Raw genomic sequence first — 24,068 nt, 5'->3', positions numbered from 1 at the left:
GCGACGCCGAGGCCCACGCCCAGGACGAGGCCGGTGGCGACGCCGGTGCCGGTGCGGGCGACGGCCAGGCCGGCGGCGACGCCAGCGCGAGCCCCGGTGACCAGGCGGGCGGCCAGGAGGTCGGCGGCCAGGAAGCAGGCGGCGACCAGATCGGCGGCGGCCAGGAGGCCGGAGCGGGTCAGGAGGCCGGTGCCGGTCAGGAGACGGGCGACGCCTCGGGCCAGTCGCACAACTGAGCCGGGCAGCTCAGGCACCACCCTCTGAACCGGCCGCGTCGGCAGCGGTCCCCCCCCCACCCACACCCACCGCTGCCGACGCCGGTCCGCACGACCACCACCCGGTCCGACGCGCGGTTCCGACCGGGCGGTGCAACGGTCCGGCCCTCCGGCGGGAGGGCCGGACCACGGCGTTTCCGGCTCACTCCACCGCCCGCAGCAACAGCAGCGCCACGTCGTCGATCCGCTCCCGCGCCGCCGCACTGCGCCGCACCAGGTCGTCGGCGAGTTCGTCCAGCGGCAGACCGCCGGTCTCTGCGAGCCGCTCGCCCAGGTCCGCCAGCGCGTCCTCGATGTCGACGCCCGGGGACTCGATCAGCCCGTCGGTGTACAGGGCGAGGACCGAGCCGGGCGCCAGCTCCACCTCCGTCGTCGGATAGACGGCCGAGCCGTCGATGCCGAGCAGCGGGCCCCCGGCCAGGTCCAGGACCCGCACCCGCCCGTCCGGCCGCCTCAGCAGCGGCGGCGGATGCCCCGCCCGCGCCATCACGGCCCGCCCCCGCGCCGGGTCGAGCCCCAGATACAGACAGCTGGCGAAGAGGTCGGCGCCGAGGTCGATCAGCAGCCGGTTGGTGCTGCGCATGACCTCCTCCGGGGGCTGGCCGACGGTCGTGTACGCCCGTACCGCCGTCCTGATCTGCCCCATCAGCCCCGCCGCCGTCACGTTGTGCCCCTGCACGTCCCCGATCACGGCGGCCGCGTGCCCGTTCACCGGCACCAGGTCGTAGAAGTCGCCGCCGATGTCCATGCCCTGGGTGGCCGGCAGATACCGGGCCGCCGCCTCGATGCCCGGCAGCGGGGGCAGGGTGTGCGGCAGCAGGGCCGCCTGGAGGCCGTGGGCGAGCTGGTGCTTGGCGTCGTAGAGGAGCGCCCGCTCCAGCGCCTGCGCGATCAGGCCGCCCAGGCTCGTCAGGACCGCCCGCTCGTCCGCGGGGAAGGGGTGCCGCTCGGCGTAGGCCAGCACACAGGTGCCCACGGGGCGGCCGGAGGCGATCAGCGGCAGGTAGGCCCAGGCCGCGAACCCGTCGGGGGTGGCGTGCCGCCCGGGATAGAGGTGCTCCAGCTGCTCACGTGAGTCGAAGAACGCGGGCACGCCGGTGTTCAGGACCCGGGTGCCCGGGGTCGGTTCGGCCAGCGGCAGCCCGTCGAACCGCTCCACGATCCCCGCGTCCCGGTACCCGCGGTGCCCCAGCACGTGCAGCCGCCCGGCCCGGGAGCCGAGCACGACCAGCGCCTGGCTGCCCACCGCCGGGGCGATCTCGTCCGCGACCAGCTGCACCACGTCCTGCACGCCCGCCGCCTCGGTGAGGGCCCCCGCGAGGCTCAGCACCTGCGAGATCGTCACCAGCCGGGACGGCGAGTCCCCGGGCTGCGGCCCGGCCCGCTGGAGCTCCGCCACCGCCCGGGCCCGGCTGACCCGTACGCTCAGCCCGGTGGTGCTCGGGTACAGCCGGAACGACAGCCAGTCCCCGGGCGGCCGCAGCGCCACGAACGACGTGCTGTGCTGGCTGATCAGCGCGGCCCGGTAACGGTCCTCGTAGACCGGGTCGTTGAGCCACGGCACCGCCGCCCACAGCTGGGAGCCGAGCAACTGCGGGACCGGGGCCCCGATCAGCTCGGCCGCCGCCGCGTTGGCGAAGGTCACCCGGCCGTGCAGATCGAGCGAGCACAGCCCGTACGGCAGCCGCGCCACCATCCGGGCCGCCTCCACCGAGCCCAGCGTCCCGGCCGCGCCCCCGACCGGCGCCGCCGCGAGCAGATCCGGCTCGGCGTGCGGCGGCAGACTGTCCTCCACGGCCCGCTCCAGGCGCACCGCGAGCCGCCCGCAGGCCGCGCTCAGATGCTCCCGCTCGCGTTCGGTCAGTTCCGGCGGATGGGACTCGGGCCAGGTCACGAAGACTGCGCCGTACACCTTGGCGGAGGTCGCCACCGGCACCGCGGCCAGCGCGAACGGATACGGCAGCACCACCGCGATCCGCGGATAGCGGTGTGCCATGTCCTGCTCGCCGCCGACCCACACCAGCCGGCGTTCGCGCACCGCGTCCGCCACCGGGATCGGGGCGCTGAGCCCCACCCGCTCCCAGGGCGCCGCGAACGCCCGCGGCAGACCCGCCATCACCGCCATCTCCAGGACCGGTTCACCGGCGGCGAGGAGATAGACCGCGCCGGAGTGGGCGTGCACCTCGTCCATCATCGACGCCAGCGCCAGGGAGAGCAGCGGGCGGCCCACCCGGGTCCGCGCGCTCGCCGGCGCCGGGGCGGACGTATGCCCGTCGGACACGCCGACCACCTCCTCGCACGGGCGCGTCCCGGAAAGGGGGCGCGGACCGCTGTCGCGCGCCGGGTCCCAGGGATCAAATCTGCCCCCTCGTGACGCGTCCCGCACGGCGAGCGCGACCGGCTCCGGGCACAGGGGTGACCGTGCGACGGCGAGAACGGCTGTGTACCCCGGGAGCCCGGGAGCATGCCCCCTGAGTCGAAGCGCGCGGCGGCGTACGGGCGCCGTGTGTGCGCCCCCGCGCACCCTGATGGCCAATTCTTCGCGCCCGGGAGCGGTCCGGGACCCGAACAATGGGGCACGCGTTCATCGCCATGGAACAGAGCCGTGGAACCGAGTGGGCGAGTCGAGGGGGACGAGCAGTGATCCGGGTGCTTCTGGTGCACGACGCGTGTCTGGTCAGATCGGTACTGGCGGAGTGGCTCCGCCGGGAACCGGACCTCGGGGTGTTCGACACCCCGTGGCACAGCGCGCCGGGCCGCCTGAGGTCGGTGCGTCCCGACGTCTGCGCGGCCGACCTCGACTGTTCGGACGCGTACGGCATCCCGCCGCTGGGGGAGTTATCGGGGCGCGAGCCGGACCGCAGTCCGCCGCGCCTACTCGTGATGGCCAGCGCGAACCGGCCGGGGCTGCTCAAGAGGGCGGTCGAGGCGGGGGCGCTGGGGTACGTGGACAAGGAGGGGGCCGCACCGGAACGTCTGGTGCGGGGGATCCGGCACGTCGCCGAGGGGAAACGTTTCGTCGATGACTCGCTCGGCTTCGGTTTCCTCCAGGCGGCCGAGATGCCGTTGACCAGACGGGAGTTGAGCGTGTTATCGCTCGCGGCCGAGGGGGCCTCCGTCGCGGAGATCGCGGGGAGTCTGCATCTGTCCCACGGGACCGTGCGCAACTACATGGCCGCCATCACCCGCAAGACCGGTGCCCGCAACCGCATCGACGCGATCCGGATCTCGCAGGGACAGGGCTGGCTCTGACCGCTTCGACGGTACGGCGCTCCAGCCGCCCACCAGCTCGCGGTAGGCCGGCGAGTCCCGCACGAGCTCGTCGTGCGTGCCGTACGCGGTGCGCCGGCCGTCCATGAGGAGCACCCGGTCGGCGCGGCGGGCCGAACTGATCCGGTGGGCGACGACGACCAGCGTGGTCCCCGGCCGCCGGGCGAAGGCCAGCTCGGCGCGCTCCTCGGCCCGCGGGTCCAGATGGCAGGTCGCCTCGTCGAGCAGCACGAGGGGGGCGTACGACAGATAGGCCCGGGTCAGCGCGATGAGCTGCCGCTCTCCGGCGGACAGCGCGCCCGGGTCGACGGCCGCGGTGGGCCCGCCGAGGGCTTCGAGCAGCGGGGTGAGCCCCACGGCCTCGGCGGCTTCGAGGAGTTCCGCCTCGGGCACGGGCTCCGCCCGGAGGTGCCCTAGGTTCTCGGCGAGGGTGCCGGTGTGGACGTATGCCTCCTGAGGGATGAGCACGCGCCGGGCGGCGGCCCCGGGGGAGGGCACGGGGTGTCCGCAGAGCCGGATCTCTCCGGCTGTGGGGCGCAGGAGCCCCGCGACCAGGGTGGTGAGCGTGGACTTGCCGATGCCGCTGGGGCCCACGACGGCCAGGTGGGCGCCGGGCGCGAGAGCGAGGTCCAGGGCGTCGACCACGGGGGTGGCGGTGGGGCCGTAGGCGAAGGAGACGGAGGTGAGGGAGAGGGCGGGGGCGGGAGTGGGGGTGCCGGGCGGGCGGTCGTGCGGGTCGGGACGGCCGGTTTCGGGGGTGGGGCGGGCGGGGTGGGTCCGCTCGTCGTCGGAGGCCGCCGTGCGCACCAGTCGCCGCACCACCACCACCAGCCGTGAGCCGCTCGTGCCCAGGCCGTGGACCAGGTTGTTCAGGGCCGGGAGGAGGGACTGGGTGACGTAGGCGAGGGCGCCGACCAGGGCGCCCGCGGTGACGCCCCGGTCCAGGAGCCAGGGGGCGCAGGCGAGCAGGAGGACGATCGGGAGCTGGCCGCCCACGGCGAGGGAGGCCACCCGCAGGACGGACCAGTGGGCCAGGGAGTACGCGGTGCGCTGTTCGGTGTCGACGAGCCGGCCCGTGCGCGCGGCGACGCGGTCCTCCGCACCGGCCGCCGTGATGTCCCGCAGCCCCGGGCAGACCCGGCCCAGACCGTCGGCCAGTGCCTCGTCGGCGACCAGGAAGTCCGCCTGGCGGCGGGCCAGCGGACGCAGGGTCGCCGCGAACAGCGCCAGCCCCGCGACCAGCGGCGGGCCCACGACCAGCAGGAGCAGCGGGTCGAGCGAGGCGAGTCCGGCGACGGCGCCGACGGCCGTGAACACGAACGAGCGCGACACCATCACCAGCCCGGCGAAGGTGTCCCGCGCGATCTCCACCTGCTGGGTCAGCCCGGACAGCGCCCCCGCGTCCGCCTCCCGCACCCCGCGCGAGACCACCCGGGTCACCAGGGCGTCCCGCAGCGGCTCCACCAGCGCGGCGACGGCGGCGTACACCCGGACCGTGCCGTACGCCCCGAGGAGCACCCCGAGTCCGGCCACCCCGAGCCAGGCGAGACCGGTGCCGGTACGCCCGGCCAGGAACCCCTCGTCCAGAGCGCGGGCGGGCGCGAACCCGGTGAGGAAGGTCTGCCCGGTCTCCAGCACCGACCAGCCGCCGAGCCGCACCAGCACCCGCCACCTGGCCCGCAGATACCGCAGACCGCGTGCGTGCACCCCGTCGCTCACGCCGCCTCCTCGGCCGAGGCGGCCCCGAAGACCGCCCGGTACTCCGCCGACCGCCACAGCTCGGCGTGCGGACCCACCGCCCGCACCCGGCCCCCGTCCAGCCAGGCCACCGCGTCCGCGCGGGCCGCCGTGGCCGCGCGGTGGGCGACCAGCAGACGGGTGCCTCCCGCGCCGCCGCTCACCAGGGCCTCGGCGACGCGGGCCTCCGTGACGGTGTCGAGGCTGGAGAGGGCGTCGTCGAGGATCAGCAGCCGGCCGCCGTGCGCGAACGCCCGGGCCAGACCGAGGCGTTGGGACTCCCCGCCGGAGCGCGGGGCGTCGGCGACGAGGGTGTCGTAGCCGTCTGGCAGCCGCTGGACGAAGTCGTCCGCGTGGGCCGTGCGGGCGGCCTCGCGGACCCGGGCGGGGGAGGGGGCGGCCAGCGCGAGCCCGATCTCCTCCCCGAGGGTGCCGCCGAGCAGCGCGGGCCGTTCGAAGGCGTAGCCGACCGCCCGGCGCAGTGCGTCGTGGGTGAGGTCGCGCAGCGGCACGCCGTCGAGGAGAACCTCCCCGGATTGCGGGTCGGCGAGCCGTCCGGCGACGGCGGCGAGCAGCGACTTGCCGGACCCCGAGCGGCCGACCACCGCGAGCGTCGTGCCGCCCGGGACGACGAGGTCGACCCCGTCGAGCACCGCGCGCCCGCCGCGCAGGGCGGTGACGCCCCGCAGCTCCAGCCGCCCAGGACCGGCCGGCAGCGGGCTCTCGCCGTGGTCGACGGCGGGCTCGGCCAGGACCTCGTCGAGGCGTCCGGTCGCCGCCCGGGCCCGGGCCAGCCCCGCGAGCCGGCCCACCAGGACGCCGACGCCGGTCGCCAGGACCGCGTACCGGGACGCGGCGAGCACCTCGCCCACCGTCACCCGGTGCCGGGCCAGCAGGACCCCGGCGACGGCGAGGACGCCGAGCTGGAGCAGCGGGGCCACGGCGACCGACTGGCCCGAGGCCCGGCCCTGCACATGCCACATGCGGTGACCGGCCTCGGACAGCTCGGGCAGCGGGCGCAGGATGCGGGCGGTCTCCCGGTCCGCCGTACCGGCCGCCCGGATCGTGCGGTGCCCGGCCACGGCCTCGCTGAGCGCCTGGGCGATCCTGCCCTGCACCTCCTGGTAGCGCGTCACGCACTCCCGGGTGTCGCGGGCGAAGGCGCGCAGCAGCAGGGCGAGCACCGGGGCCCCGGCCAGGAACACGGCCGCGAGCCAGGGGGAGATCATTCCGAGGGCGACCACGGCGCCGACCGGTCCGGCGAGTGCGGCGAGCAGTGCGGCGCGGGCCGTGGGTGCCGTGCCGGCCTGGGCGGCGTTGCCGACGAGACGGGCGACGAGGTCGCCGGGTCCGAAACGGGCGCCCGCGCGCGGTCCGACGGCCAGGACATGGCCGGTGAGGCGGCGGCGCAGCCAGCCGGTGGTGCGGGCGTCGACCGTGCCGCCGAGGACGGTCTCGAACGCGTCGAGCAGGGCGATCAGCAGGACCAGCCCCGCGCAGTACAGCACCCAGCGGGTCGCCGGGGCCTGGGCGAGCAGCAGGTCCAGGACGCGGCCGAGGGCGGCGGGCAGCAGCAGCCCGGCGCCGGTCGCGGCCGTGCTCACCAGGCACAGGGCCAGCCAGCGGGCGGGTGCCGGACCGACGAGGCCGTGTGTGGTCGGCGGCGAGGGGGGAGTCGTCATGCGGCGGCCTTCCCGAGGTGGGCAGAACCCCGGGCGGTCCCTCCCTCGCGGGAGTGGACCGCCCGGAGTCATGGGCGCACGATGCCTGTCAGAGACAGAGCGTGACGCTCGCCGCGCTGACGCAGGACAGCAGGCTCAGGGTGCTGTTGCCGCCGCCGCCGGTGTGCTCGTCGGACTCCATCGTCTGCAGGTCGAGAAGTGCCATCTCGTTTTCCTCTCTTCGGTGTCGTCCACCCGTGGGGACGGGGTTGGGTCACGGCTCCGTCAGGTCGCGGAACCGCGTATGGGGGGCCGCCCGAGCGGCGGCAGGAACGGCAGGTGCGCGGTGGTGGGTGCGCCGGGGGCCGCGTGGGCCGCGCCGAGCGCGAGCAGGCACCCTGCCGTTCCGGTGCCCAGGTCCATGGACAGGCGCATCATCTGGTGTCCTGGGAAGGCCAGTTGGCCCTGGTAGTCCATCGAGAACCAGCCGAGCCCGTCGATCTGGTCGGCCAGCCGCTCCCGGCCCGCGCCCGGCGTGTCCGTGCGCGCGAGGTGCAGGATCATCCCGGCCCGGCCCTGGAAGAGACCGGGCTGGACGTAGAAGCGGCTGGTGGCGGCGGTCAGGACACCGGCGCGGGCCTTCTCGAACTCGCCCTCGGTGTCGACGCCTTGGGCCAGGTAGTCGTCCAGCACCATCCCGATGCCCGCGCTTCCCTCGCCGAGGTACGGCAGCGTCCGCCACCCCTCGTCGACCTCCAGCGAGCCGCTCGGGTGCGTCACACAGCACTCCAGATCCCGGCGCAGCGCCACCTCGGCCGCCCTCAACAGCAGGGGCTCACCGGTGCGTTCGTACTGCCGCAGCAGGAACAGCGCGGGCCCGGTCCAGCCCCGCAGCAGCCCGGCCCGGCGCCGCTTGGGCGTGTCCGGAAGGGGCTGCGCGAGTCGTCGTACGAGGACGTCGGCGGCCTCGGCGGCACGGTCCCGCAGCTCCGACTCGCCCGTCCTGTCGGCCAGTTCACCGAGGACCAGGCCGAGACCGGCCAGTCCGCCGTGCAGGTCGGAGGAGAGGTTCTGCCAGCGCTCCGCGAGGACCCGCCCGACCAGGTCGAGGGCGCGCTCCCGGTGGCCGAGCCGGTCCAGGACGTGGGAGACGCCCGCGAGACCGTCGTAGAGCCCGAGCGGGGTGCCCGTCGGCGGGGGCGCCGTGTGCTTCAGGAGCCAGCGCTCGCCCTCCTCGTACCGTTCGGCGCCGATCGCCTCCAGGGTGTACAGCACCCCGGCCGCGCCGTGCGCGAGCCCGAGGCCGCCGCCGTCGTTGAACTGCGTGATGTCGCCAGGGAAGAGCCGGTCCGCGCGCTCCGGGGTGGCCGAGGCGAGGAGCGCCTTGACCATGGAGTCGCGGCTGTGCGGCCAGTCGCCCGGTTCGACGAACGAGGGCGCGGCCGCCACGGGCCGGCGCTCGCTCCGCGGGGCGATGTCCCGGGTGATTTCCGCGACCGCCTCGTCGAGGAACTCCTTCGGCACATCCGGGAACTGACGGAGGATCACCTCGGCCAGATGGGCCGCCTTCCCCCGGTCCACCACGAACAGCGTGGTCACCGGCAGGAACAGGGCGATCCGAAGACAGGCCAGCGCGTAGAGGTCGACGTCGACGCCCTTGCGGTCCGGCGGGGCGAAGAAGCCGGGGTGGGCGACGACCTGGCGGCCGTTCTCCTCGACCGGCGCCGCCGCCTCGAAGTCGAGCAGTGACACCGACTCCTCGTCGGGGCCGACCATGATGTTGAAGACGTGCAGGTCGTTGAAGACGATCCCGCGCGCGTGCACCGCCCGCACCGCCCGTTCGACGGCCCCGTGGATGCGCACCGCCCACGCCGTGTACTCGGCGACGGCCCGCGGATCGGGGTCCGGGGTGAGCAGCGGATGCCGCTCGGCGAAGAACGAGTTGAGCGGGCGCCCCTCCAGGAAGTCCATCACCAGGAACCGGTGGTCACCGAGCGTGAACCAGTCCCGCACCTCGGGCACCACCCCGGTACCGGCCACCCGCTCCAGGGCGTCCTTCTCCCGCTCCAGCCGGGTGATCGCGTCGGCTCCGTCCGCGGCGAGCCCCGCGTGCGGCCGCCCCTCCTTCAGGACGACCTTGCGCCCGTCCCGGGTGTCGGTGCCCGAGTAGACCCCGCCGCCGTTGGAGAAGTGCAGCGCCTTCTCGATCCGGTACGGCAGCTCGCCCACCGTCGTGGTGTTGCGGGCCTCGAGATGCGGTGCGAGGAAGGCCGGGAGCTCGACCCAGTCGGGCACCTGGAAGGACGGGGCCCGCCGGTCCGGCACCAGTGTCCCCTCGCCGTCCCGCACCGCCGGCACCAGCGAGCCCCGCTCGTCGACGACGAAGGTGCGGGCGAACGCGCCGTAGCGGACATAGAGCGGACCGTCGTACCAGCGCAGGTCGGTGAGGATGTACGGCCCCTCGAAGCCCTCCAGGAGCTTGCCCAGCTCCCGCAGCACGACGTGCAGCTGCTCCTCGTCGGCCGGGTAGACCGTGACGAACTTGCCGCTGGTGTCGCGGGCCGCGTACTTGGTGTTGCGCAGGTGCAGCAGGTGCGGGCCCGGCACGAACTTGAAGGAGATGCGCCGGGGCACGCAGTAGTCCCACACGATCGACGCGATGCGCTCCGCGTTCGCCCGGGTGGCCGAGGCGTGGATCTTCCAGCCCTGCGACGGGCCGTGCTCCGGAGCGCCGTCCGCGCCGAGCGGCGTCAGCGTCAGCCAGTCGCCGATCCGTGCCGCGTCCCAGCCGTCGGGCACCTCGCGGCGCGCCGCCTCGTACGAGGGTGCCTCGCCCGCGGAGATCCGGTCAGGCGTCTCGTAGAAGTGTCTGTCGGCGAGCGCGTACACCTCGTAGCGCTTGTCCATGCGTCCCCTTCCGTGGCCCACCCAAGAGCCTTCCAGCGGGACGGCGGCCACGGACAGTAACGGCTGTCACGAGACCACCGTGAGAAACGCATGCGTCAAGATCTGTTCGGGGACGTTCGAGCGCGACCCCCGCAGATGCTCCTCGGAACGCTCACAGGGGCTGCGCAGGTGCCGTATAAGCGCTGTAATGGCGGACGTGGTCAGTGAGGGCGCTGCGGGACGCAGAACGAGAACGCTGCGCGCCGAAACCGCCCTGTCATCGCTCACGGACGGTCCCGGCTCGCCTGAACGACTGCGCAGGGTGCTCGAACAGGCGCTGGTCTTCGCCGGTGCGACGCTCGCCGCCGTGTACACGCCCGGCGACGGCGACCTGCTCTGCCTCGTCGAGTCCGCCGGCGTCCCCCGGACGGTGTACGGGCTGCGCGACAGCTACCCGCGCTCCGGCGGCTCCCCGGCCGCCGACGCGCACCGCTCGGGACAGGCCGTCTTCCTCGGCCCCGAGGAGCTGGCCGCCTGCGCCGAGTCCCGCAGGGTGGACCGGCGGGACTTCCACCTGGCCGTGCTGCCCGCGCACGGCGAGGACGGCCGGGCCTGTCTGCTCGCCGTCGGCGAGGACCCCGGCGGCTTCGACGACGAGGACCGCAAGTGCCTCGAACTGATCGCCGACGCGATCGTCTGCCCGGCGCCCGTGGCGGCCCCCGAGGGCGAGGACCTGCCCTCCGACGCCTTCAGCCTCGCCATGGACACCGGCCGCGTCGAGGTCGGCGACCGGATCCTGGAGCTGTTCGCCATGGACCGGGCCGACTTCGACGGCAAGGTCGAGACCCTGCTCGGCCTCACGGTGCCCGAGGACCTGCCCTCGCTGATGTCGCTGTTCGAGGCCGGTCACCTGTCCCCGGGCGACCGCGAGCTGGAGTTCCGTGTCCTGCAGCCCTCGGGACCGCCCAGGTGGCTCCGGCTGCGCGGCCGGATGCTGCCCGGCGGCGAGGGCCGTCCGGCCCGGCTCGTGGGCACCGTCGCCGACGCCTCGACCCTGCGCTCCGACGTCACTGACGTGGCCCGCGTCCAGCGCCTGGCCGCCGCCCTCGCCACCGCCGGCACCGTCCGCGACGTCGGCCAGGCCGTCGTCTCGGCCCTGCGCGCCCCGCTCAGGGCCGACCGCATCGCCCTCGCCGAGCTGGAGAACGAACGGCTCGTCGTCACCGTCCTCGACCCGCCCGAACCGGAGTCCTGGCCCGAGCTGTGGCGCCTGGAGTGGCGCAGCGAGTGGCCCGACGCCCCGGTGCGCGCGATGCCCACCCTGGCCGCCGCCCTGCGCGAGGGCCGCGCCCAGATCTGGCCCGCCGGCACCGGCGCCGCCCTCCTCGAACCCGCGCTCGCCGAGGTCGGACCCGGCGGCCTCGCCGTGCTGCCGCTGCCCGCCGCGGGCCGCATGGCCGGCGCCTGCCTCATCGGCTGGGACACCCCGCACCACTTCGGCCCCGACGAACGCGCCCTGCTCACCGCCTCCGCGGGCCTCGCGGGCCAGGCCCTCATGCGCGCCCACGCCTTCGACGCCGAGCACGAACTCGTCGGCATGCTCCAGCGCCAGCTGCTGCCCCGCCGCCTGCCGACCCTGCCCGGCGCGGTCGCCGTGGCCCGCTACCTGCCCAGCACCGCCGGACTGGAGCTCGGCGGCGACTGGTACGACGTGATCCCGCTCCCCGACCACCACGTCGCCCTGGTCATCGGCGACGTCCAGGGACACAGCGCGGCCGCCGCCACCCTCATGGGCCAGATGCGCACCGCGCTGCGCGCCTACGCCGTCGAGGGGCACCCGCCCGACGTCGTCGTCGCCCGCGCCAACCGGCTCCTCATGGACCTGGAGACCGACCTCTTCGCCACCTGCACCTACGTCGACGTCGACATGGAGGAGGGCACCGCCTGGTGCGTCCGCGCCGGCCACCTGCCGCCGGTGCTGCGGCACCCCGACGGCGGCACCGACATCGCGGAGGCCGACGGCGGTCCGCCGCTCGGCGTGGTGGCCCAGGCGGACTTCCCGATGACCCCGCTGCGGCTGCGCCCCGGCACCCTGGTCGCGCTGACCACCGACGGCCTCGTCGAGTCCACCGAGGCCGACATCGACGAGGGCATGGAGCGCTTCGCCCACGAACTGTCCGTCTCCGACCCCGCCCACCTCGGCCTGGTCGCCGACGCCCTGCTCGGCAACGCCCGCCGCAGCGACGACGTCGCCCTGCTCCTGCTGCGCTACGACGGCATGGCCGGCCACCCGTTGCGGGAGAGTTGGACGGTGTGGCGCGTCCCGCAGGCCGCCGGGCACGCCCGCCGCTTCACCCGGCGCACCCTGCGCGGCTGGGGCGTGCGGGACGAGGCCCTGGACACCGCGCTGCTCGTCGTCTCCGAACTCGTCACCAACGCCCTCGTGCACACCGACGGCCGGGTCCGCCTCGACCTCGCCCTGGTGGGCAGAAGGCTGCGCGTCTCCGTCGCCGACGCCTCGCCGCGCACCCCCGCCAAGCCCACCAGCATCGGCTGGGAGGCCACCGGGGGTCGCGGCATCCTCCTGGTCGAGGCCGTGTCGGCGGCCTGGGGCACCGTCCCGGTCAGCGGCGGCAAACAGGTGTGGGGCGAAATCGCACTGGACGCCTGACACGGGGTACCCGGGCGCGGAATCCCCGCAGCAGAGAGGTACGCCATGACCCAGCACGTCAGCGACATCATGACCGGCGCGCCGGTCACCGTGGAACCGCAGACCTCGGTGACGGCCGTCGCCCGGATCATGCGCGACCAGGACCTGGGCGCCGTCCTCGTCACCGACGGCGACGAACTGCGCGGCCTGGTCACCGACCGCGACCTCGTCGTGCGCTCCCTCGCCGAGGGCGGCGACCCGGAGCGGACCACCGTGGCCGGCGCGTGCAGCGACCACCTGGTGACCGTCACCCCCGAGGACGACCTGGACCACGCGATCGGGCTCATGCGCGAACACGCCGTACGCCGTATCCCGGTCGTCGAGAACGGCCGCCCCGTCGGCGTCGTCTCCCTCGGCGACGCCGCCATGGAACGCGATCCGGAGTCGGCGCTGGGCGACATCAGCGTGGCCCGCCCCAACACCTGAACCGCGGAACGCAGTTCGACCGCCGCCGTCAAGGACCCGAGCGGCCGGTCCACGCCGAAAGGGTGTGCGGTACCGCTGTCCTGACCCGCCGCCCGGCCCGTTTGCCCCCTCCGCCGCTGGGGACCCGGAGGGACAGCATGGAAGGACGTGAACCGTCGTGACCCCGCAGACCGCAGAGAAGACCGTCGTACGCCGACCCGAGACGGGCTGGTCCAGGGCCCGCCGCCTGCACGGCAGGGGCGAGCCGCGGACCTGCCTGGCGGCCGTCGAGGAGCCGGGCGGGCCCGCCGGGACCCACACGGGGGAGTGGAACATCTGCCGGGGCGAGGACTGACCGCCCACGGGGCGTAACCCCCAAGTCACCCCCCGGCCATGGCCGGTTGCTCCGCAGTCGGGCTAAGGTGACGCAGATGAAGGCTCTCGTGCTGTCCGGCGGGGCCGGTACACGGTTACGGCCGAGCACGCACCTCTCGGCCGGACCGCCGGTGCCCGTCGCGGACAAGCTCTCGGACAAGGCAGTCCGCCGTCCCGGCCGCGCCCTTCCCGGCGCGGCCGGGATCACGCAGGTCGGGGCGGCCGCCGCGGAGACCGGGGCCCGGGGCGGCGACGGCCCGGAACCCGTACGGGACGGCCGGGTGCGCGTCACTTCATGAGCCTTCTCCTCACCGGCGGGCGATCCGCCCGCCTCCGTGACACCTCCGACATCGCACGAAAGATCGTGCCTCTCCGTACGAAGCCCTGCCATGAAGGCTGTGCAGACGGTATGTTCCACGCCACGGGTTCCGGCGCGGGCAGTCTGCCGGGACCGGCGTGGAAGGTGTCACGGCACATCGGCGCCGACCCGGACCGGGTCCGCCCCCACAGCGGCGTGCTGCCGCTCGTCCCGCCCCGGGACCGGCGTCCCGCCCTGCACGAAGCACCGCCACACATCCGCAAGGAGATTTCCCAGTGAAACGTCATGAGTTCCTGCGGGGGCTCCACAAAGCCAGCGCGAACCGCAACTACCTGGAGATCGGCGTCAACGACGGCCGCAGCCTGACGTTCTCCCGGGTACCCAGCATCGCGATCGACCCCGCCTTCAAGGTCGTCACGGAGATCCGCTGCGACGTCCACCTGGTCAAGGCCACCAGCGATGACTTCTTCGCGCGCGACAACCCGCTCCAGCACCTCAAGGGCGGCCGCCACCCGCTGCGCAACATCGTGCGCAACCGCACCCCGTTCGGTTACTGGCGGGACGTCACCCTCGACCTGTCGTTCATCGACGGCATGCACCTGTTCGAGTACGCGCTGCGCGACTTCATCAACGTGGAGAAGCACTCGGACTGGGCCAGCGTGATCGTCTTCGACGACATGCTGCCGCGCAACATCGACGAGGCGGCCCGCGACCGGCACACCAACGCGTGGACCGGTGATGTCTACAAGGTGATCGAGGTCCTGAACCGCTACCGGCCCGACCTGGTGACGGTCCTGGTGGACACCGAGCCCACCGGTCAGCTCGTGGTCTTCGGCGCCGACCCGACCAACACGGTTCTCCAGGACAAGTACGACGAGATCATCGCCGAGTTCGTCGTCGAGGACCCGCAGAAGGTGCCGGAGTCGGTCCTGGAGCGGACCACGGCCATCAAGCCGGAGTCGCTGATCGAGGCGAACTTCTGGAAGGCGCTGGTGAACGCCCGCAACCGCGGCTCGAAGCGGGAGCGCGGCTGGGAGCACCTGCGGACCAGCCTCGAGCGGCTCAACGGTCACAGCTGACCGGGAGCCACCCGACGGCCACGGCCGATCCGACGCCGTCGGCCGGGGAGGACAGGTTGTCCTCCCCGGCCGACGGCGCTCTCATGTCCGGCGCACCCCGAGGCCCGCGGCGAGCCTGCTCAGCAGCTGCCCCGCCCCGCGTACCAGGCGCTCCGCGACACCGGGCCGCGGCGGGCGCACCGCCCGCACCTGACCCGCCGTCACCTGGAGGGCGAACGGCAGCGGATGGAAGCGCGGTTCCGGCACCCCGGGCGCCGGACTCAGGGCCACCCGCCAGGCCGCACCCCTTATGGCGCCGACGGGCGGCGCGGCGTCCAGCAGCGCGATGGAACCCTTCGGCGACAGCGTGCCGGACGCCTCCATCGACGAGGTGCCCGTCACCCTCGTGAGCCGCAGCCGCACCGGCGTGTCGGCGGGCACATGGAACGGTACGGCCACCTCGACCCGGTCCCCGGCCACGGCGACCTGCCCGGGCGTGAGCCGGCCGAGCCCCAGCCGCTTGCCCGCCCTGTCGACGTCCAGGGCGAGACTGCCCTGCTTCGCCGTCCAGTACGGCAGCACCACCCGGCCCCCGACGACACCGGCGTCCCCGGCCGTACTTCCCTTGGTCGGGACCGGGCCGAGCCGGCACTCCTTGGTCCAGCCGCCCACCTTCACTCGGACGAACACGTCCCACAGCCCGGCGCCGAGCGCGCTGTCGCCCGCCGCGCGGGCCGGGTCCACGGTGGCGGTACCGCGCAGCACCAGCCGTACCCGGCCGTCCTCGTCCGCCGGGACCGTCTCCCGGGTGAACTCCACCGGCTGGAAGTACTGGGCGGCGCTGGAGCGTTCACGCAGCAGCACGTCGACCGTGGCGTCGCCGAAGCGGGCCGCGCTGTGCGCGCTCACCCACCCCACCGCGTCCTCGACCGACGCGGGCGGACCGTCGAGCCCGGTGGCGGTGGCGCCGGCGGGGAACGTCAGCGGGGTGCCGCGCGAGACGAACTCGGCGGACAGGCCGATCAGTAGCGAGCCGTCGCACCACTCGACGCCCTCGGGGCGGGCCTTGGGCGCGATGGACGCCTCCCACCCGGCGAACTCCACCAGGTCGTCGAGGCGGTCGTCGGCGATCAGCGCGGCGACGACCTGCTGGGTGGGCTGGAGCCCGGCCGCGACCCCGGGCCCGAACCGCTCGACGACCACCCCGCGGATCTCGGCGAACAGCTCCCGCCGGTAGTCCTCGGGCAGGTTGAGCAGCCGCTTGCCGCGCATCCGCTCGACCATCTCGTTGCGCAGCCAGCGCCGGAACAACCGGTCGCGCAGCGGCCCCGGTTCGGTGTACTTCTCGACGATGTCGAGGGCCTCGCGCAGGTTCTTGAAGTAGCCCACCGGGTCGAAGCGGCGGAAGCCCGCGTTGGCGGCGTCGTCGCGCTTGACGTGGTAGTAGCACACGTAGTCGCTGAGGACGGAGATGTTCTCCGCCCGCAGATACGCCTCCGTGACGAAGACGTGGTCCTCCAGCCTGCGCCTGCCCTCGGGGAAGCGCAGACCGATGCGGTCGAGGAAGGCCCGCCGGAACATCTTGTGCGGTGTCAGGCTGTCGATCAGCGGGGCGTTGCCGACCGTGGCCCGCGGGTGGTCGCGCCGGAACAGCTCCACCGGCACGGGCCGTCCCTTGCCGGCCATCTTGCCGACGACCACGTCGGAGCCATGGGCGACCGCGTAGTCGTACATGCGCTCCAGCGCCTCGTCGCCGAGGTAGTCGTCGTTGTCGACGAACAGCACGAACTCGCCCCGGGCCCGGTCGATCCCGACGTTGCGGGGCTTGCCCGGCCAGCCCGAGTTCTCCTGGTGGACGACCGTGAACCGCGGGTCCCCGGCGGCGAGTTCGTCCAGCCGGGCCGGAGTGTCGTCGGTGGAGCCGTCGTCGACGAAGATCGCCTCGTACTCGTCGGGCGGAAGGGACTGTCTGCGCAGCGAGGCGATGCAGTCCTCGATGTAGGCCCCCGGGTTGTACACGGGGATGACGACGCTGACCTTGACCGGCATCGGTGTCCGGACTCCCTTGCCTTGCTTGCCGCCGGCGGCACAGCACGAGCCGCGCCGGCGGATGCCGGCGCCGACGGCTGTGCGCCCTGTCAGCCGGGCAACTGGGCAAGGAGCCCCAGGACATCGTCCGTCGTGCCGGTTTCACCGAGACGGGGGAAGATCCGCTCGACGCTGCCACGGTGCGCCTCGGCGTCCAGGTCGCTCATCGCGTCGGTGGCGAGGGTGACGTGGTACCCGTGTTCGTGGGCCGCGCGGGCCGTCGACTCCACGCCGATGCTGGTCGCGATGCCCGTCAGCACGATCTGGGTGACGCCGCGTCGCCGCAGCTGCACGTCGAGGTCGGTGCCGTGGAAGGCGCCCCAGTTGTGCTTGGTGACGGTGATGTCGCCCCGGTGGCCGGAGAGTTCGGGGACGACGGCGTCCCACCCCGCTGGGCGGGCACCGGCGGGGTGGGACGTCTCGGTGCGGCCGGGCACCGCGTCCGACCCGTCGGCGGCGAAGGAGACCCGGACCAGGACGACGGGCAGGTTCCGGGCGCGGAAGGCGTCGGCGAGCTTCGCCGTGCGTGCCACGACCTCCGGGCCCGGGTGGGGCTGGACGGTCGCGCCGACGACGCCCGCCTGGAGGTCGATCACCACGAGGGCGGTCCGCGGGTCGAGGGTGGTGAGTGCCATGGGGGTTCAGGCCTTTCCGGTGGGGGCGAGGACACGCAGGGAGCGGTCCGCGGGGACGGTCGCCAGGAGCAGGACGGACCCGGCGAGCATGAACAGGGCCAGCTGGTGCAGCCCCGGAGTGTCGGCGCGGTGGGCGAAGAAGGCCGCGGTGGCGGCGGAGGAGCCCAGCGCGCCCAGGTAGGTGAAGGTGCGCAGCAGCCCGGCGGCCGAGGCGATGCGCTCGGGCGGGGCCTGCCGGTAGAGGGCGTTCTGGTTGGCGAGCCCGATCAGCCCCTGCGGCACGCCCAGTACCGCGCCGACCGCGAGCAGCGCCCACAGTGCCGTGCCCGAGCCGACCAGCAGCAGCGCGGCACACCCGATGACCTGGACCAGAGCGCCGACCAGCAGCTTGGAGCGGACGGCCTCGCGGCGGCCGGTGAGGACGGAGACGGTGAGCGCGGCGGCCGACAGAGGCAGCAGGACGAGCCCCGCGGTCGAGGCGTGCAGCCCGCGACCCTCCTCCAGCCACTGCGTGAACCCGTACAGGAACGCGTACGACGTGGTGTAGCCGAGCAGTTGACGCACATAGGTGGCGATCAGCGGGAGATTTCCGCCCAGCACCCTCAGGTCCACGAACGGCTCCGGCACCCGCAGCTCCCGCACCGCGAACCCCGTGGCGGCCGCGGCGGAGAGCACCGGCAGCCACCACAGGCCGATGCCGGTGAGGAACAGCATCAGGGAGACGAGCATGACGGCGAACAGGGCCATCCCCGGCAGATCGAGGCCACGCGCGTGTGCCCGGCCGGAGCGGGGCGTGCGGGGCAGGCGCAGGGCGCCGAGCACGAGACAGGCGGCGGACAGCGGCACGTTGACGGTGAAGATCGCCCGCCAGCCGCCGACGCCGATCAGGAACCCGCCGAGGGCCGGGCCGATCGCGGCGACCGTCTGGTTGGCGACGGAGAGCGCGGTCAGCACCCCGGCCGGGCTGTCCTGTCCGGTGCGCTCGGCCTCGCTCCGGGTCAGCCGCATGGCCGCCGGATACGCGGCGGAGGTACCGAACCCGAGCAGCACCCGCGCGGCGATCAGCGCCCCCAGCGACGGGGCGAGGGCGCCGAGCAGCCCCGCGATCCCGACGAGGGCCGTACCGGCGAGGTAGAGGAGCCGCGGCCCGAACATGTCCACGAGCCGTCCGACGACTGGCTGCCCCACGGCCGTGGCCAGATAGAGCGCCGAGACCAGCCAGGCCGTAAGCGCGGGCGGGGCGCCGAAGGCGGTGCCGATGGGCACCAGGGCCACGGCGATCATCGAGGAGTTGATCGGGTTGAGGACCGAGCCCAGCACCATCGGCGCGATGAGCCGGCGGTCGAATCCGGCGGGGGCGGGGCCGCTCCGCCGGTGTTTCAGGAGCCTGACCGTCACGGCCGGGTCAGCCGGTCCAGCAGACCGAGGGCCGTCAGCATGAGCTGCCGCTCCTCCTCGGTGCACCGGTCCTGGAAGGCGCGGGCCAGCCACTCCTCGCGCACCTGCCGGTTGTCCTCGATCCGGGCCCGGCCCTCCTCGGTGAGGGTGACGAGCTGCCGTCGCCCGTCCTCGGGGTCCTGGCCGCGCCGGATCAGCCCGTGCCGGTCCAGCGCGGTCAGCGTGGCCGCCATCGACTGCGGCCGCACCCCCTCCGCGGAGGCCAGCGCGCTCGCCGTGGCAGCCCCGTGCTTGCCGATCAGGGTGAGCGCCGACACCTGCGACGGCGTGAGGTCCTCGCCCTGGTCGACCTCCCGCATCCGGCGGCGCAGCCGGCTGAGCACCACCCGCAGTTCACGGGCGGACCGGGCGGCGGACTCGGTGATGCCATCAGGGTTCTCGGCCATGCCCTTCACCCTAGGAAGGACAGTTGAGACTGAACAGTTGGGACTGAACAGTTTTGCCTGATGAATACCGGCCGCACGGCCGCCCCTCTACGCTGGTCCCGTGCGCCTGCTCCTGATGTCCGACACCCACCTCCCCAAGCGCGCCAAGGAGCTCCCGGCCCCGCTGCTGGCCGAACTCCCGCACGCCGACGTGGTCTTCCACGCCGGTGACTGGGTCGACACCGCCACCCTCGACCTGCTGGAGAGCCGCAGCGCCCGGCTCGTCGCCGTCCACGGCAACAACGACGGGCCCGAGCTGCGCGCACGCCTCCCCGAGGTGGCGTACGCCGATCTCGGCGGCCTGCGCTTCGCCGTGGTCCACGAGACGGGCGCAGCCCAGGGCCGCGAGGCCCGCTGCGCCGCCCGCTTCCCCGGCACCGACGTCCTGGTCTTCGGGCACAGCCACATCCCCTGGGACACCACCGCCCCCGGCGGACCGCGCCTGCTCAACCCCGGCTCGCCCACCGACCGCCGCCGTCAGCCGCACTGCACCTACATGACGGCGACCGTGGCCGACGGCCGCCTCACCGACGTACGGCTGCACCGCCTGCCGCCGAGGTCCGTCTCGCCCTGAGGCGCACCGGCCGTTCGGACCTGAGCGCCGCGGTCCGTTTCACCCCGGGGGCCGCGGGCACCCGGCATTGTCAGTCCCGGCTGATACGACGGACCCATGGCTCCTGCACCGGCAACACTGCTCCGACGCGCGATGCGCCCCGGCGACTCCGCGTCGCCGCGCACCGTCCTCGTCGTGATGTGCGCCGGGTACTTCCTGGTGCTCCTCGACGTCACCGTCGTCAATGTCGCCCTGCCCGCCGTCGGCGCGGGCCTCGGCACCGACGTGGGCGGCCTCCAGTGGGTCGTCGACGGATACGCCCTCGCCCTCGCCTCCCTCATGCTGACCAGCGGCGCGGCCGGGGACCGGTACGGCCACCGACGGGTCGTGCTGATCGGGCTCGGCGTCTTCGGCGCGGGATCGCTGGCCTGCGGGCTCGCCCAGAGCGCCGGTGTGCTCGTGGCGGCCCGGGTGGTCCAGGGCGTCGGCGCCGCCCTGCTGCTGCCGGGCACGCTCGCCGTCATCGGCCGGGCCTTTCCCGACGGCGCCGCCCGGGCCCGGGCGATCGGCGTGTGGGCGGGCATCGGCAGCCTCGCCCTGCCCGCCGGGCCACTGCTGGGCGGCGCCCTCGTCGAAGGACTCGGGTGGCGCGCGATCTTCCTGGTCAACGTCCCGGTCGTGCTGTTCGCCCTGGCCGGTACCGCGGTGGTCGTGCACGAGAGCAGGGAGTCCCGGGCCAGGCCCCTCGACCTGTCCGGGATGCTGTCCGGCGGGATCCTGCTGTGCGCGGCGACCTACGCCTTCATCGAGGGCGGACGCCGGGGCGCCGGGTCACCGGAGGTCCGCACCGCCACCGCGGTCGCCGTCCCGGCCCTGGTGACGCTGGCCGCCGCCGAACTCCGGCGCGGCGACGACGCGATGCTGCCGCCCGCCCTCCTGCGGCGCCCCGCCTTCACCGCGGCCAACGCCACCGCCGGGATCATGAACCTCTGCACCCTCGGCACGCTCTTCGTGCTGATGCTGTGCCTCCAGTCGGTGCAGCACCGCTCGGCCCTCCTCGCGGGCCTGACGGTCGTCCCCCTGTTCGCCCCGCTCGCGGTCATGGCCCCCGTCGGCGGCCGTGTCACCAGCCGGTTCGGACCCCGGCTGCCCGCGGCGGCGGGACTGCTGGTCGCCGCGGCCGGGCTCGCCCTGCTGACCGGGGCCGGGGAGCACTCCGGGTACGCGGACCTGATACCGGCGTTCCTGCTGTGGGGCGTCGGCTGCGGACTGCTGACCCCCGCCGTCGTCGCCGCGGCCATCGCCACGGTCCCCGCCGAGCGCTCGGGTCTCGCCTCCGCGGTCAACAACACCGCACGTCAGACGGGCGGCGCGATCGGGATAGCGGTGGCGGGCGCCGTCGCGGGACAGCCCGGTGACCAGGAGCGCTTCCTGCGGGGCTTCCACACCGTGGCGCTCGGCTCGGCCTGTCTCTACGCGGTGGCGGCGGTACTGGCGCTGGCCCTGCTGCCGGGCGCGCCGCCGCCGACGGACCGGCGCTCATGAGATCCGGGCCGCTCCGAGTGAAGGGGAGCGGCCCGGGCGCTGCGAGTGTGTGATGTCACGGACCTCCTTCCCGATCGGAGGAGGGGACGAGGGCTCGGACGCCCTCTCCCGTACGTCGGCGCCTACCCCTTCGCGGGCGTCTCACACCCTCCGGTGCCGTCGTCGTAGACGGGTGATCGCGAGCACCACGACACCGGCCGCCGCCATCGCCGCGGCGGCCCGTTTGGCGACCGGCACACCGATGGCCCGCAGCAGGTCGAGGGGCTCGTCGTCGGGGTCCGGGGCCGGGCGGGGCGCCTCCGCAGCCGGCCGGGCGGTCACCGGCGGCTTGCCCAGCCGCTCCGCCAGACACCCGGCGAACTGCCCGACGAGCCGGTCGCCCACCTCCGCCATCACCCCGCGCCCGAACTGCGCGGGCCGCCCGGTCACCGCCAGGTCCGTGCGCACCGACACGGCCGTACCGCCGTCCTGCCCGCTGAGCGTGCCGGTCACCGTGGCCCGCGCGGTGCCCTGGCCCCGGGTCTCCCGGCCGCTCGCGATCAGCACCATGCGGTGCGCGGACTCGTCCTGCTCCTCGAAGACGGCGGTGCCCTTGTACGTCACGGTGATCGGGCCGACCTTGACCTTCACCGAGCCGGTCACCGTCTTGCCGTCGTACTCCTCGACCGTCGCCCCCGGCATACAGGGCGCGACCCGTTCGATGTCGAGGAGCGCGCGCCAGGCCTCGTCGACCGGGACGGGCACGGTGAACTCGTGGTGCAGTTCCATGACTTCCTCCAGGCGGGCTCCGTGAGGACGGGCAGATTTCAGGGGGACGGGTGGATCGCCCCCGCCGTGGCCGTCAGCGGGGTGCCGGTGCCGCCCCAGCGCAGGGCGACGATCTCGGCGGTCACGGACACGGCGACCTCCTCCGGTGTACGGGCTCCGAGGTCGAGGCCGACCGGGGAGCGCAGCCGGGACAACTCGGCCTCGGCGAGCCCCGATTCGGCGAGCCGCTTCATCCGGTCGTCGTGCGTACGGCGGCTGCCCATCGCCCCGATGTACGCGGCGGGCCGGCGCAGGGCCTCCTCCAGCAGCGGTACGTCGAACTTGGGGTCGTGGGTCAGGACGCAGACGACCGTGCGCTCGTCGGTGTCCGTGCCGCTGAGGTATCGGTGCGGCCAGTCCACGACGACCTCCACGCCCTCCGGGAAGCGCTTCGGGGTGGCGAAGACCGGGCGGGCGTCGCACACGGTGACCCGGTAGCCGAGGAAGGCGCCGATCCGGGCGACCGCGGCCGCGTAGTCGATCGCGCCGAACACCAGCATGCGGGGCGGCGGGGCGAAGGAGTGCAGGAAGACGGTGACCGCGTCCTCGCGCCGTTCACCGCGTGGACCGTAGTGTCTCAACCCCGTTGCCCCGAGGGCGAGTTCGCCGCGTGCGTCGGCGGTCACCGCCACATCGAGGCCGGTCGTGCCGAGGGTGCCGGCGACCCGGTCCGGCCACACGGCGAGCGTCGCTCCGAGGGGTGCCGGTCCCTCGGTCACCGTGGCCACGGTCACCGGACGGCCCGCGGCGACCGACTCCGCGACCTCGCCGAACACGGGGTCGACGGCGGCTGTCACGGGCCGGACGAGCAGGGTGATCTCGCCGCCGCAGGTGAGCCCCACCGCGAAGGCGTCCGCGTCGCTGTACCCGAAGGTCTCCAGCCGGGCCTCGCCGCTCGCCACGACCTCCTGGGCCAGCTCGAACACGGCCCCCTCGACACACCCGCCGGACACACTGCCGACCACCTCGTCGTCCGGACCCACGGCCATGGCCGCCCCGGGGTCGCGCGGTGCGCTGCGGCTCGTCGAGACGACCGTGGCCAGGCCGAACGGCACTCCCGCCGTGTACCAGCCGTTCAGGACCGGGAGGATGTCACGCATCGTCGGCTCCTTTCACCACCGCCGCCAGTCGCTCCAGCGCGGCCAGGCTGTGCCCCTCGACGAACGCGTCCACGCTCGGCAGTGCGGCCGCCATCCCGGCCGCCAGGGGTGCGTAACCCGGGCGCGCCTTGCGCGGATTGGCCCAGATCACCCGGTGCGCCAGCCGGTGCAAGCGTCGCATCTGGGCCGCGAGCAGCTCCGGATCGCCACGCTCCCAGCCGTCCGACAGCAGCACCACCACCGCGCCCCGGGCCAGGCCCCGCTGCCCCCACCGGTCCAGGAACTCCCGCAGCAGCCCACCGAGCCGGGTGCCCCCGCGCCAGTCCGGCACGGCCGCGGCGAGCGCCCGCATCGCCAGGTCCGGGTCCCGGTGCGAGAGCTCGCGGGTCACACGGGTGAGCCGGGTGCCGATCGTGAAGACCTCCGTGCGGGGCGGACGCGCCGAGCCGGTCCGGGCCCGGGAAGCGGGCGGGGCCGGCCGGGTCCGGGCCAGCGCGGCGGCGTGGGCGAAGCGCAGGAGCGCGTCCGCGTACGGCGCCATCGACCCGCTGACGTCCACGAGCAGCACGACCCGCCGGGGCCGCAGGACCCGTGCGTGCCGACGCGGGCGCGTGGGCTCCCCGCCGTGCCGCAGCAGCTCCCGGACCGTCCGGCGCGGATCGACCTCCCCGTGCCGGGAGGGACGCCGGCGGGCCGTGCGCCGAGCGGGTCCGGGGAGCGCGAACGCGGGCAGCAGCCGGTGCAGCCGGACGCGGGCGGCG

At 74.4% G+C, this 24,068-nt stretch carries 19 protein-coding genes and 3 pseudogenes; 9 read left to right on the top strand and 13 right to left on the bottom strand.

Annotated elements, in window-relative coordinates:
* Both G3I78_RS45810 and G3I78_RS45805 read right to left on the bottom strand, forming a co-directional pair.
* A pseudogene (locus G3I78_RS45810) lies at nt 1–254 on the bottom strand (hypothetical protein); the annotation flags it as partial.
* 163 nt (nt 255–417) lie between these two features.
* Entirely contained in the window at nt 418–2,565 is a 2,148-nt protein-coding gene (locus G3I78_RS45805) for a SpoIIE family protein phosphatase (protein ID WP_164436328.1), read from the bottom strand.
* Between the two features lie 350 nt (nt 2,566–2,915).
* Between G3I78_RS45805 and G3I78_RS52530 the strand changes: the two genes are divergently transcribed.
* Nucleotides 2,916–3,527, top strand: a complete 612-nt coding sequence (locus G3I78_RS52530; protein ID WP_164436326.1) for a response regulator transcription factor — start codon at nt 2,916–2,918, stop codon at nt 3,525–3,527.
* A gap of 240 nt (nt 3,528–3,767) precedes the next feature.
* On the opposite strand, the pseudogene G3I78_RS52525 reads toward G3I78_RS52530, so the two are convergent.
* The 4 genes and pseudogenes from G3I78_RS52525 to lanKC form a co-directional block, all read right to left on the bottom strand.
* A pseudogene (locus tag G3I78_RS52525) lies at nt 3,768–4,880 on the bottom strand (ABC transporter ATP-binding protein/permease); the annotation flags it as partial.
* A gap of 380 nt (nt 4,881–5,260) precedes the next feature.
* Nucleotides 5,261–6,964 carry an ABC transporter ATP-binding protein gene (locus G3I78_RS45790; RefSeq protein ID WP_164436324.1) on the bottom strand — a complete coding sequence of 568 codons (1,704 nt, stop codon included), beginning with the start codon at nt 6,962–6,964 and terminating at the stop codon, nt 5,261–5,263.
* 88 nt (nt 6,965–7,052) lie between these two features.
* On the bottom strand, nt 7,053–7,169 hold the full coding sequence (locus tag G3I78_RS45785; protein WP_020117173.1) for a SapB/AmfS family lanthipeptide: 117 nt from the start codon (nt 7,167–7,169) through the stop codon (nt 7,053–7,055).
* A gap of 59 nt (nt 7,170–7,228) precedes the next feature.
* Nucleotides 7,229–9,850, bottom strand: coding sequence for a class III lanthionine synthetase LanKC (gene lanKC / locus G3I78_RS45780; RefSeq protein WP_164436322.1), 2,622 nt, complete (start codon nt 9,848–9,850; stop codon nt 7,229–7,231).
* A 196-nt stretch (nt 9,851–10,046) separates the two neighbouring features.
* Between lanKC and G3I78_RS45775 the strand changes: the two genes are divergently transcribed.
* The 6 genes and pseudogenes from G3I78_RS45775 to G3I78_RS45755 all read left to right on the top strand — a co-directional run bounded on the left by G3I78_RS45775 (nt 10,047) and on the right by G3I78_RS45755 (nt 14,717).
* The gene (locus G3I78_RS45775; RefSeq protein ID WP_164436334.1) at nt 10,047–12,500 is read left to right on the top strand and encodes a SpoIIE family protein phosphatase; all 2,454 of its coding nucleotides are present in this window, start codon (nt 10,047–10,049) and stop codon (nt 12,498–12,500) included.
* Nucleotides 12,501–12,545: 45 nt separating this feature from the next.
* Complete coding sequence (locus G3I78_RS45770; protein ID WP_164436320.1) at nt 12,546–12,965, top strand: CBS domain-containing protein; 420 nt, start codon at nt 12,546–12,548, stop codon at nt 12,963–12,965.
* 157 nt (nt 12,966–13,122) lie between these two features.
* The gene (locus G3I78_RS51435; RefSeq protein WP_343244015.1) at nt 13,123–13,299 is read left to right on the top strand and encodes a hypothetical protein; all 177 of its coding nucleotides are present in this window, start codon (nt 13,123–13,125) and stop codon (nt 13,297–13,299) included.
* Nucleotides 13,300–13,375: 76 nt separating this feature from the next.
* Nucleotides 13,376–13,486, top strand: a pseudogene (locus G3I78_RS53050) (sugar phosphate nucleotidyltransferase); the annotation flags it as partial.
* Nucleotides 13,487–13,728: 242 nt separating this feature from the next.
* The gene (locus G3I78_RS45760) at nt 13,729–13,917 is read left to right on the top strand and encodes a hypothetical protein (protein ID WP_164436318.1); all 189 of its coding nucleotides are present in this window, start codon (nt 13,729–13,731) and stop codon (nt 13,915–13,917) included.
* Complete coding sequence (locus G3I78_RS45755; protein WP_164436316.1) at nt 13,914–14,717, top strand: class I SAM-dependent methyltransferase; 804 nt, start codon at nt 13,914–13,916, stop codon at nt 14,715–14,717. Before G3I78_RS45760 ends, G3I78_RS45755 begins: the two co-directional genes overlap by 4 nt.
* 81 nt (nt 14,718–14,798) lie before the next feature.
* Here G3I78_RS45755 and G3I78_RS45750 read toward each other — a convergent pair whose 3' ends face one another.
* The 4 genes from G3I78_RS45750 to G3I78_RS45735 all read right to left on the bottom strand — a co-directional run bounded on the left by G3I78_RS45750 (nt 14,799) and on the right by G3I78_RS45735 (nt 19,263).
* Nucleotides 14,799–16,745 (bottom strand): glycosyltransferase family 2 protein, encoded by a 1,947-nt coding sequence (locus G3I78_RS45750; protein WP_164436314.1) that lies wholly within the window; start codon nt 16,743–16,745, stop codon nt 14,799–14,801.
* An 89-nt stretch (nt 16,746–16,834) separates the two neighbouring features.
* Nucleotides 16,835–17,419 carry a hydrolase gene (locus G3I78_RS45745; RefSeq protein ID WP_164436312.1) on the bottom strand — a complete coding sequence of 195 codons (585 nt, stop codon included), beginning with the start codon at nt 17,417–17,419 and terminating at the stop codon, nt 16,835–16,837.
* Between the two features lie 6 nt (nt 17,420–17,425).
* Entirely contained in the window at nt 17,426–18,817 is a 1,392-nt protein-coding gene (locus tag G3I78_RS45740; protein WP_343244014.1) for an MFS transporter, read from the bottom strand.
* Nucleotides 18,814–19,263 (bottom strand): MarR family transcriptional regulator, encoded by a 450-nt coding sequence (locus G3I78_RS45735; RefSeq protein ID WP_164436310.1) that lies wholly within the window; start codon nt 19,261–19,263, stop codon nt 18,814–18,816. Before G3I78_RS45735 ends, G3I78_RS45740 begins: the two co-directional genes overlap by 4 nt.
* A 100-nt stretch (nt 19,264–19,363) precedes the next feature.
* Between G3I78_RS45735 and G3I78_RS45730 the strand changes: the two genes are divergently transcribed.
* Both G3I78_RS45730 and G3I78_RS45725 read left to right on the top strand, forming a co-directional pair.
* Entirely contained in the window at nt 19,364–19,876 is a 513-nt protein-coding gene (locus G3I78_RS45730) for a metallophosphoesterase (RefSeq protein WP_164436308.1), read from the top strand.
* Between the two features lie 96 nt (nt 19,877–19,972).
* The gene (locus G3I78_RS45725) at nt 19,973–21,400 is read left to right on the top strand and encodes an MFS transporter (RefSeq protein ID WP_239158436.1); all 1,428 of its coding nucleotides are present in this window, start codon (nt 19,973–19,975) and stop codon (nt 21,398–21,400) included.
* Between the two features lie 141 nt (nt 21,401–21,541).
* Here G3I78_RS45725 and G3I78_RS45720 read toward each other — a convergent pair whose 3' ends face one another.
* From G3I78_RS45720 to G3I78_RS45710, 3 genes are all read right to left on the bottom strand, one after another.
* Nucleotides 21,542–22,168: an SRPBCC family protein gene (locus tag G3I78_RS45720; RefSeq protein ID WP_164436306.1), complete on the bottom strand. Its 627-nt coding sequence runs from the start codon at nt 22,166–22,168 to the stop codon at nt 21,542–21,544.
* 38 nt (nt 22,169–22,206) lie between these two features.
* Nucleotides 22,207–23,307, bottom strand: coding sequence for an XdhC/CoxI family protein (locus G3I78_RS45715; protein ID WP_164436304.1), 1,101 nt, complete (start codon nt 23,305–23,307; stop codon nt 22,207–22,209).
* Nucleotides 23,300–24,068: VWA domain-containing protein (locus G3I78_RS45710; protein ID WP_164436302.1), on the bottom strand; the 769-nt coding region annotated here is incomplete at its 5' end. The genes G3I78_RS45715 and G3I78_RS45710, both read right to left, overlap by 8 nt.

The organism is Streptomyces sp. SID13726 (assembly GCF_010548375.1).
GTDB lineage: Bacteria > Actinomycetota > Actinomycetes > Streptomycetales > Streptomycetaceae > Streptomyces.
The sequence above is the reverse complement of the archived record's forward strand: the minus strand, read 5'-3'. Positions and strand labels throughout refer to the sequence as shown.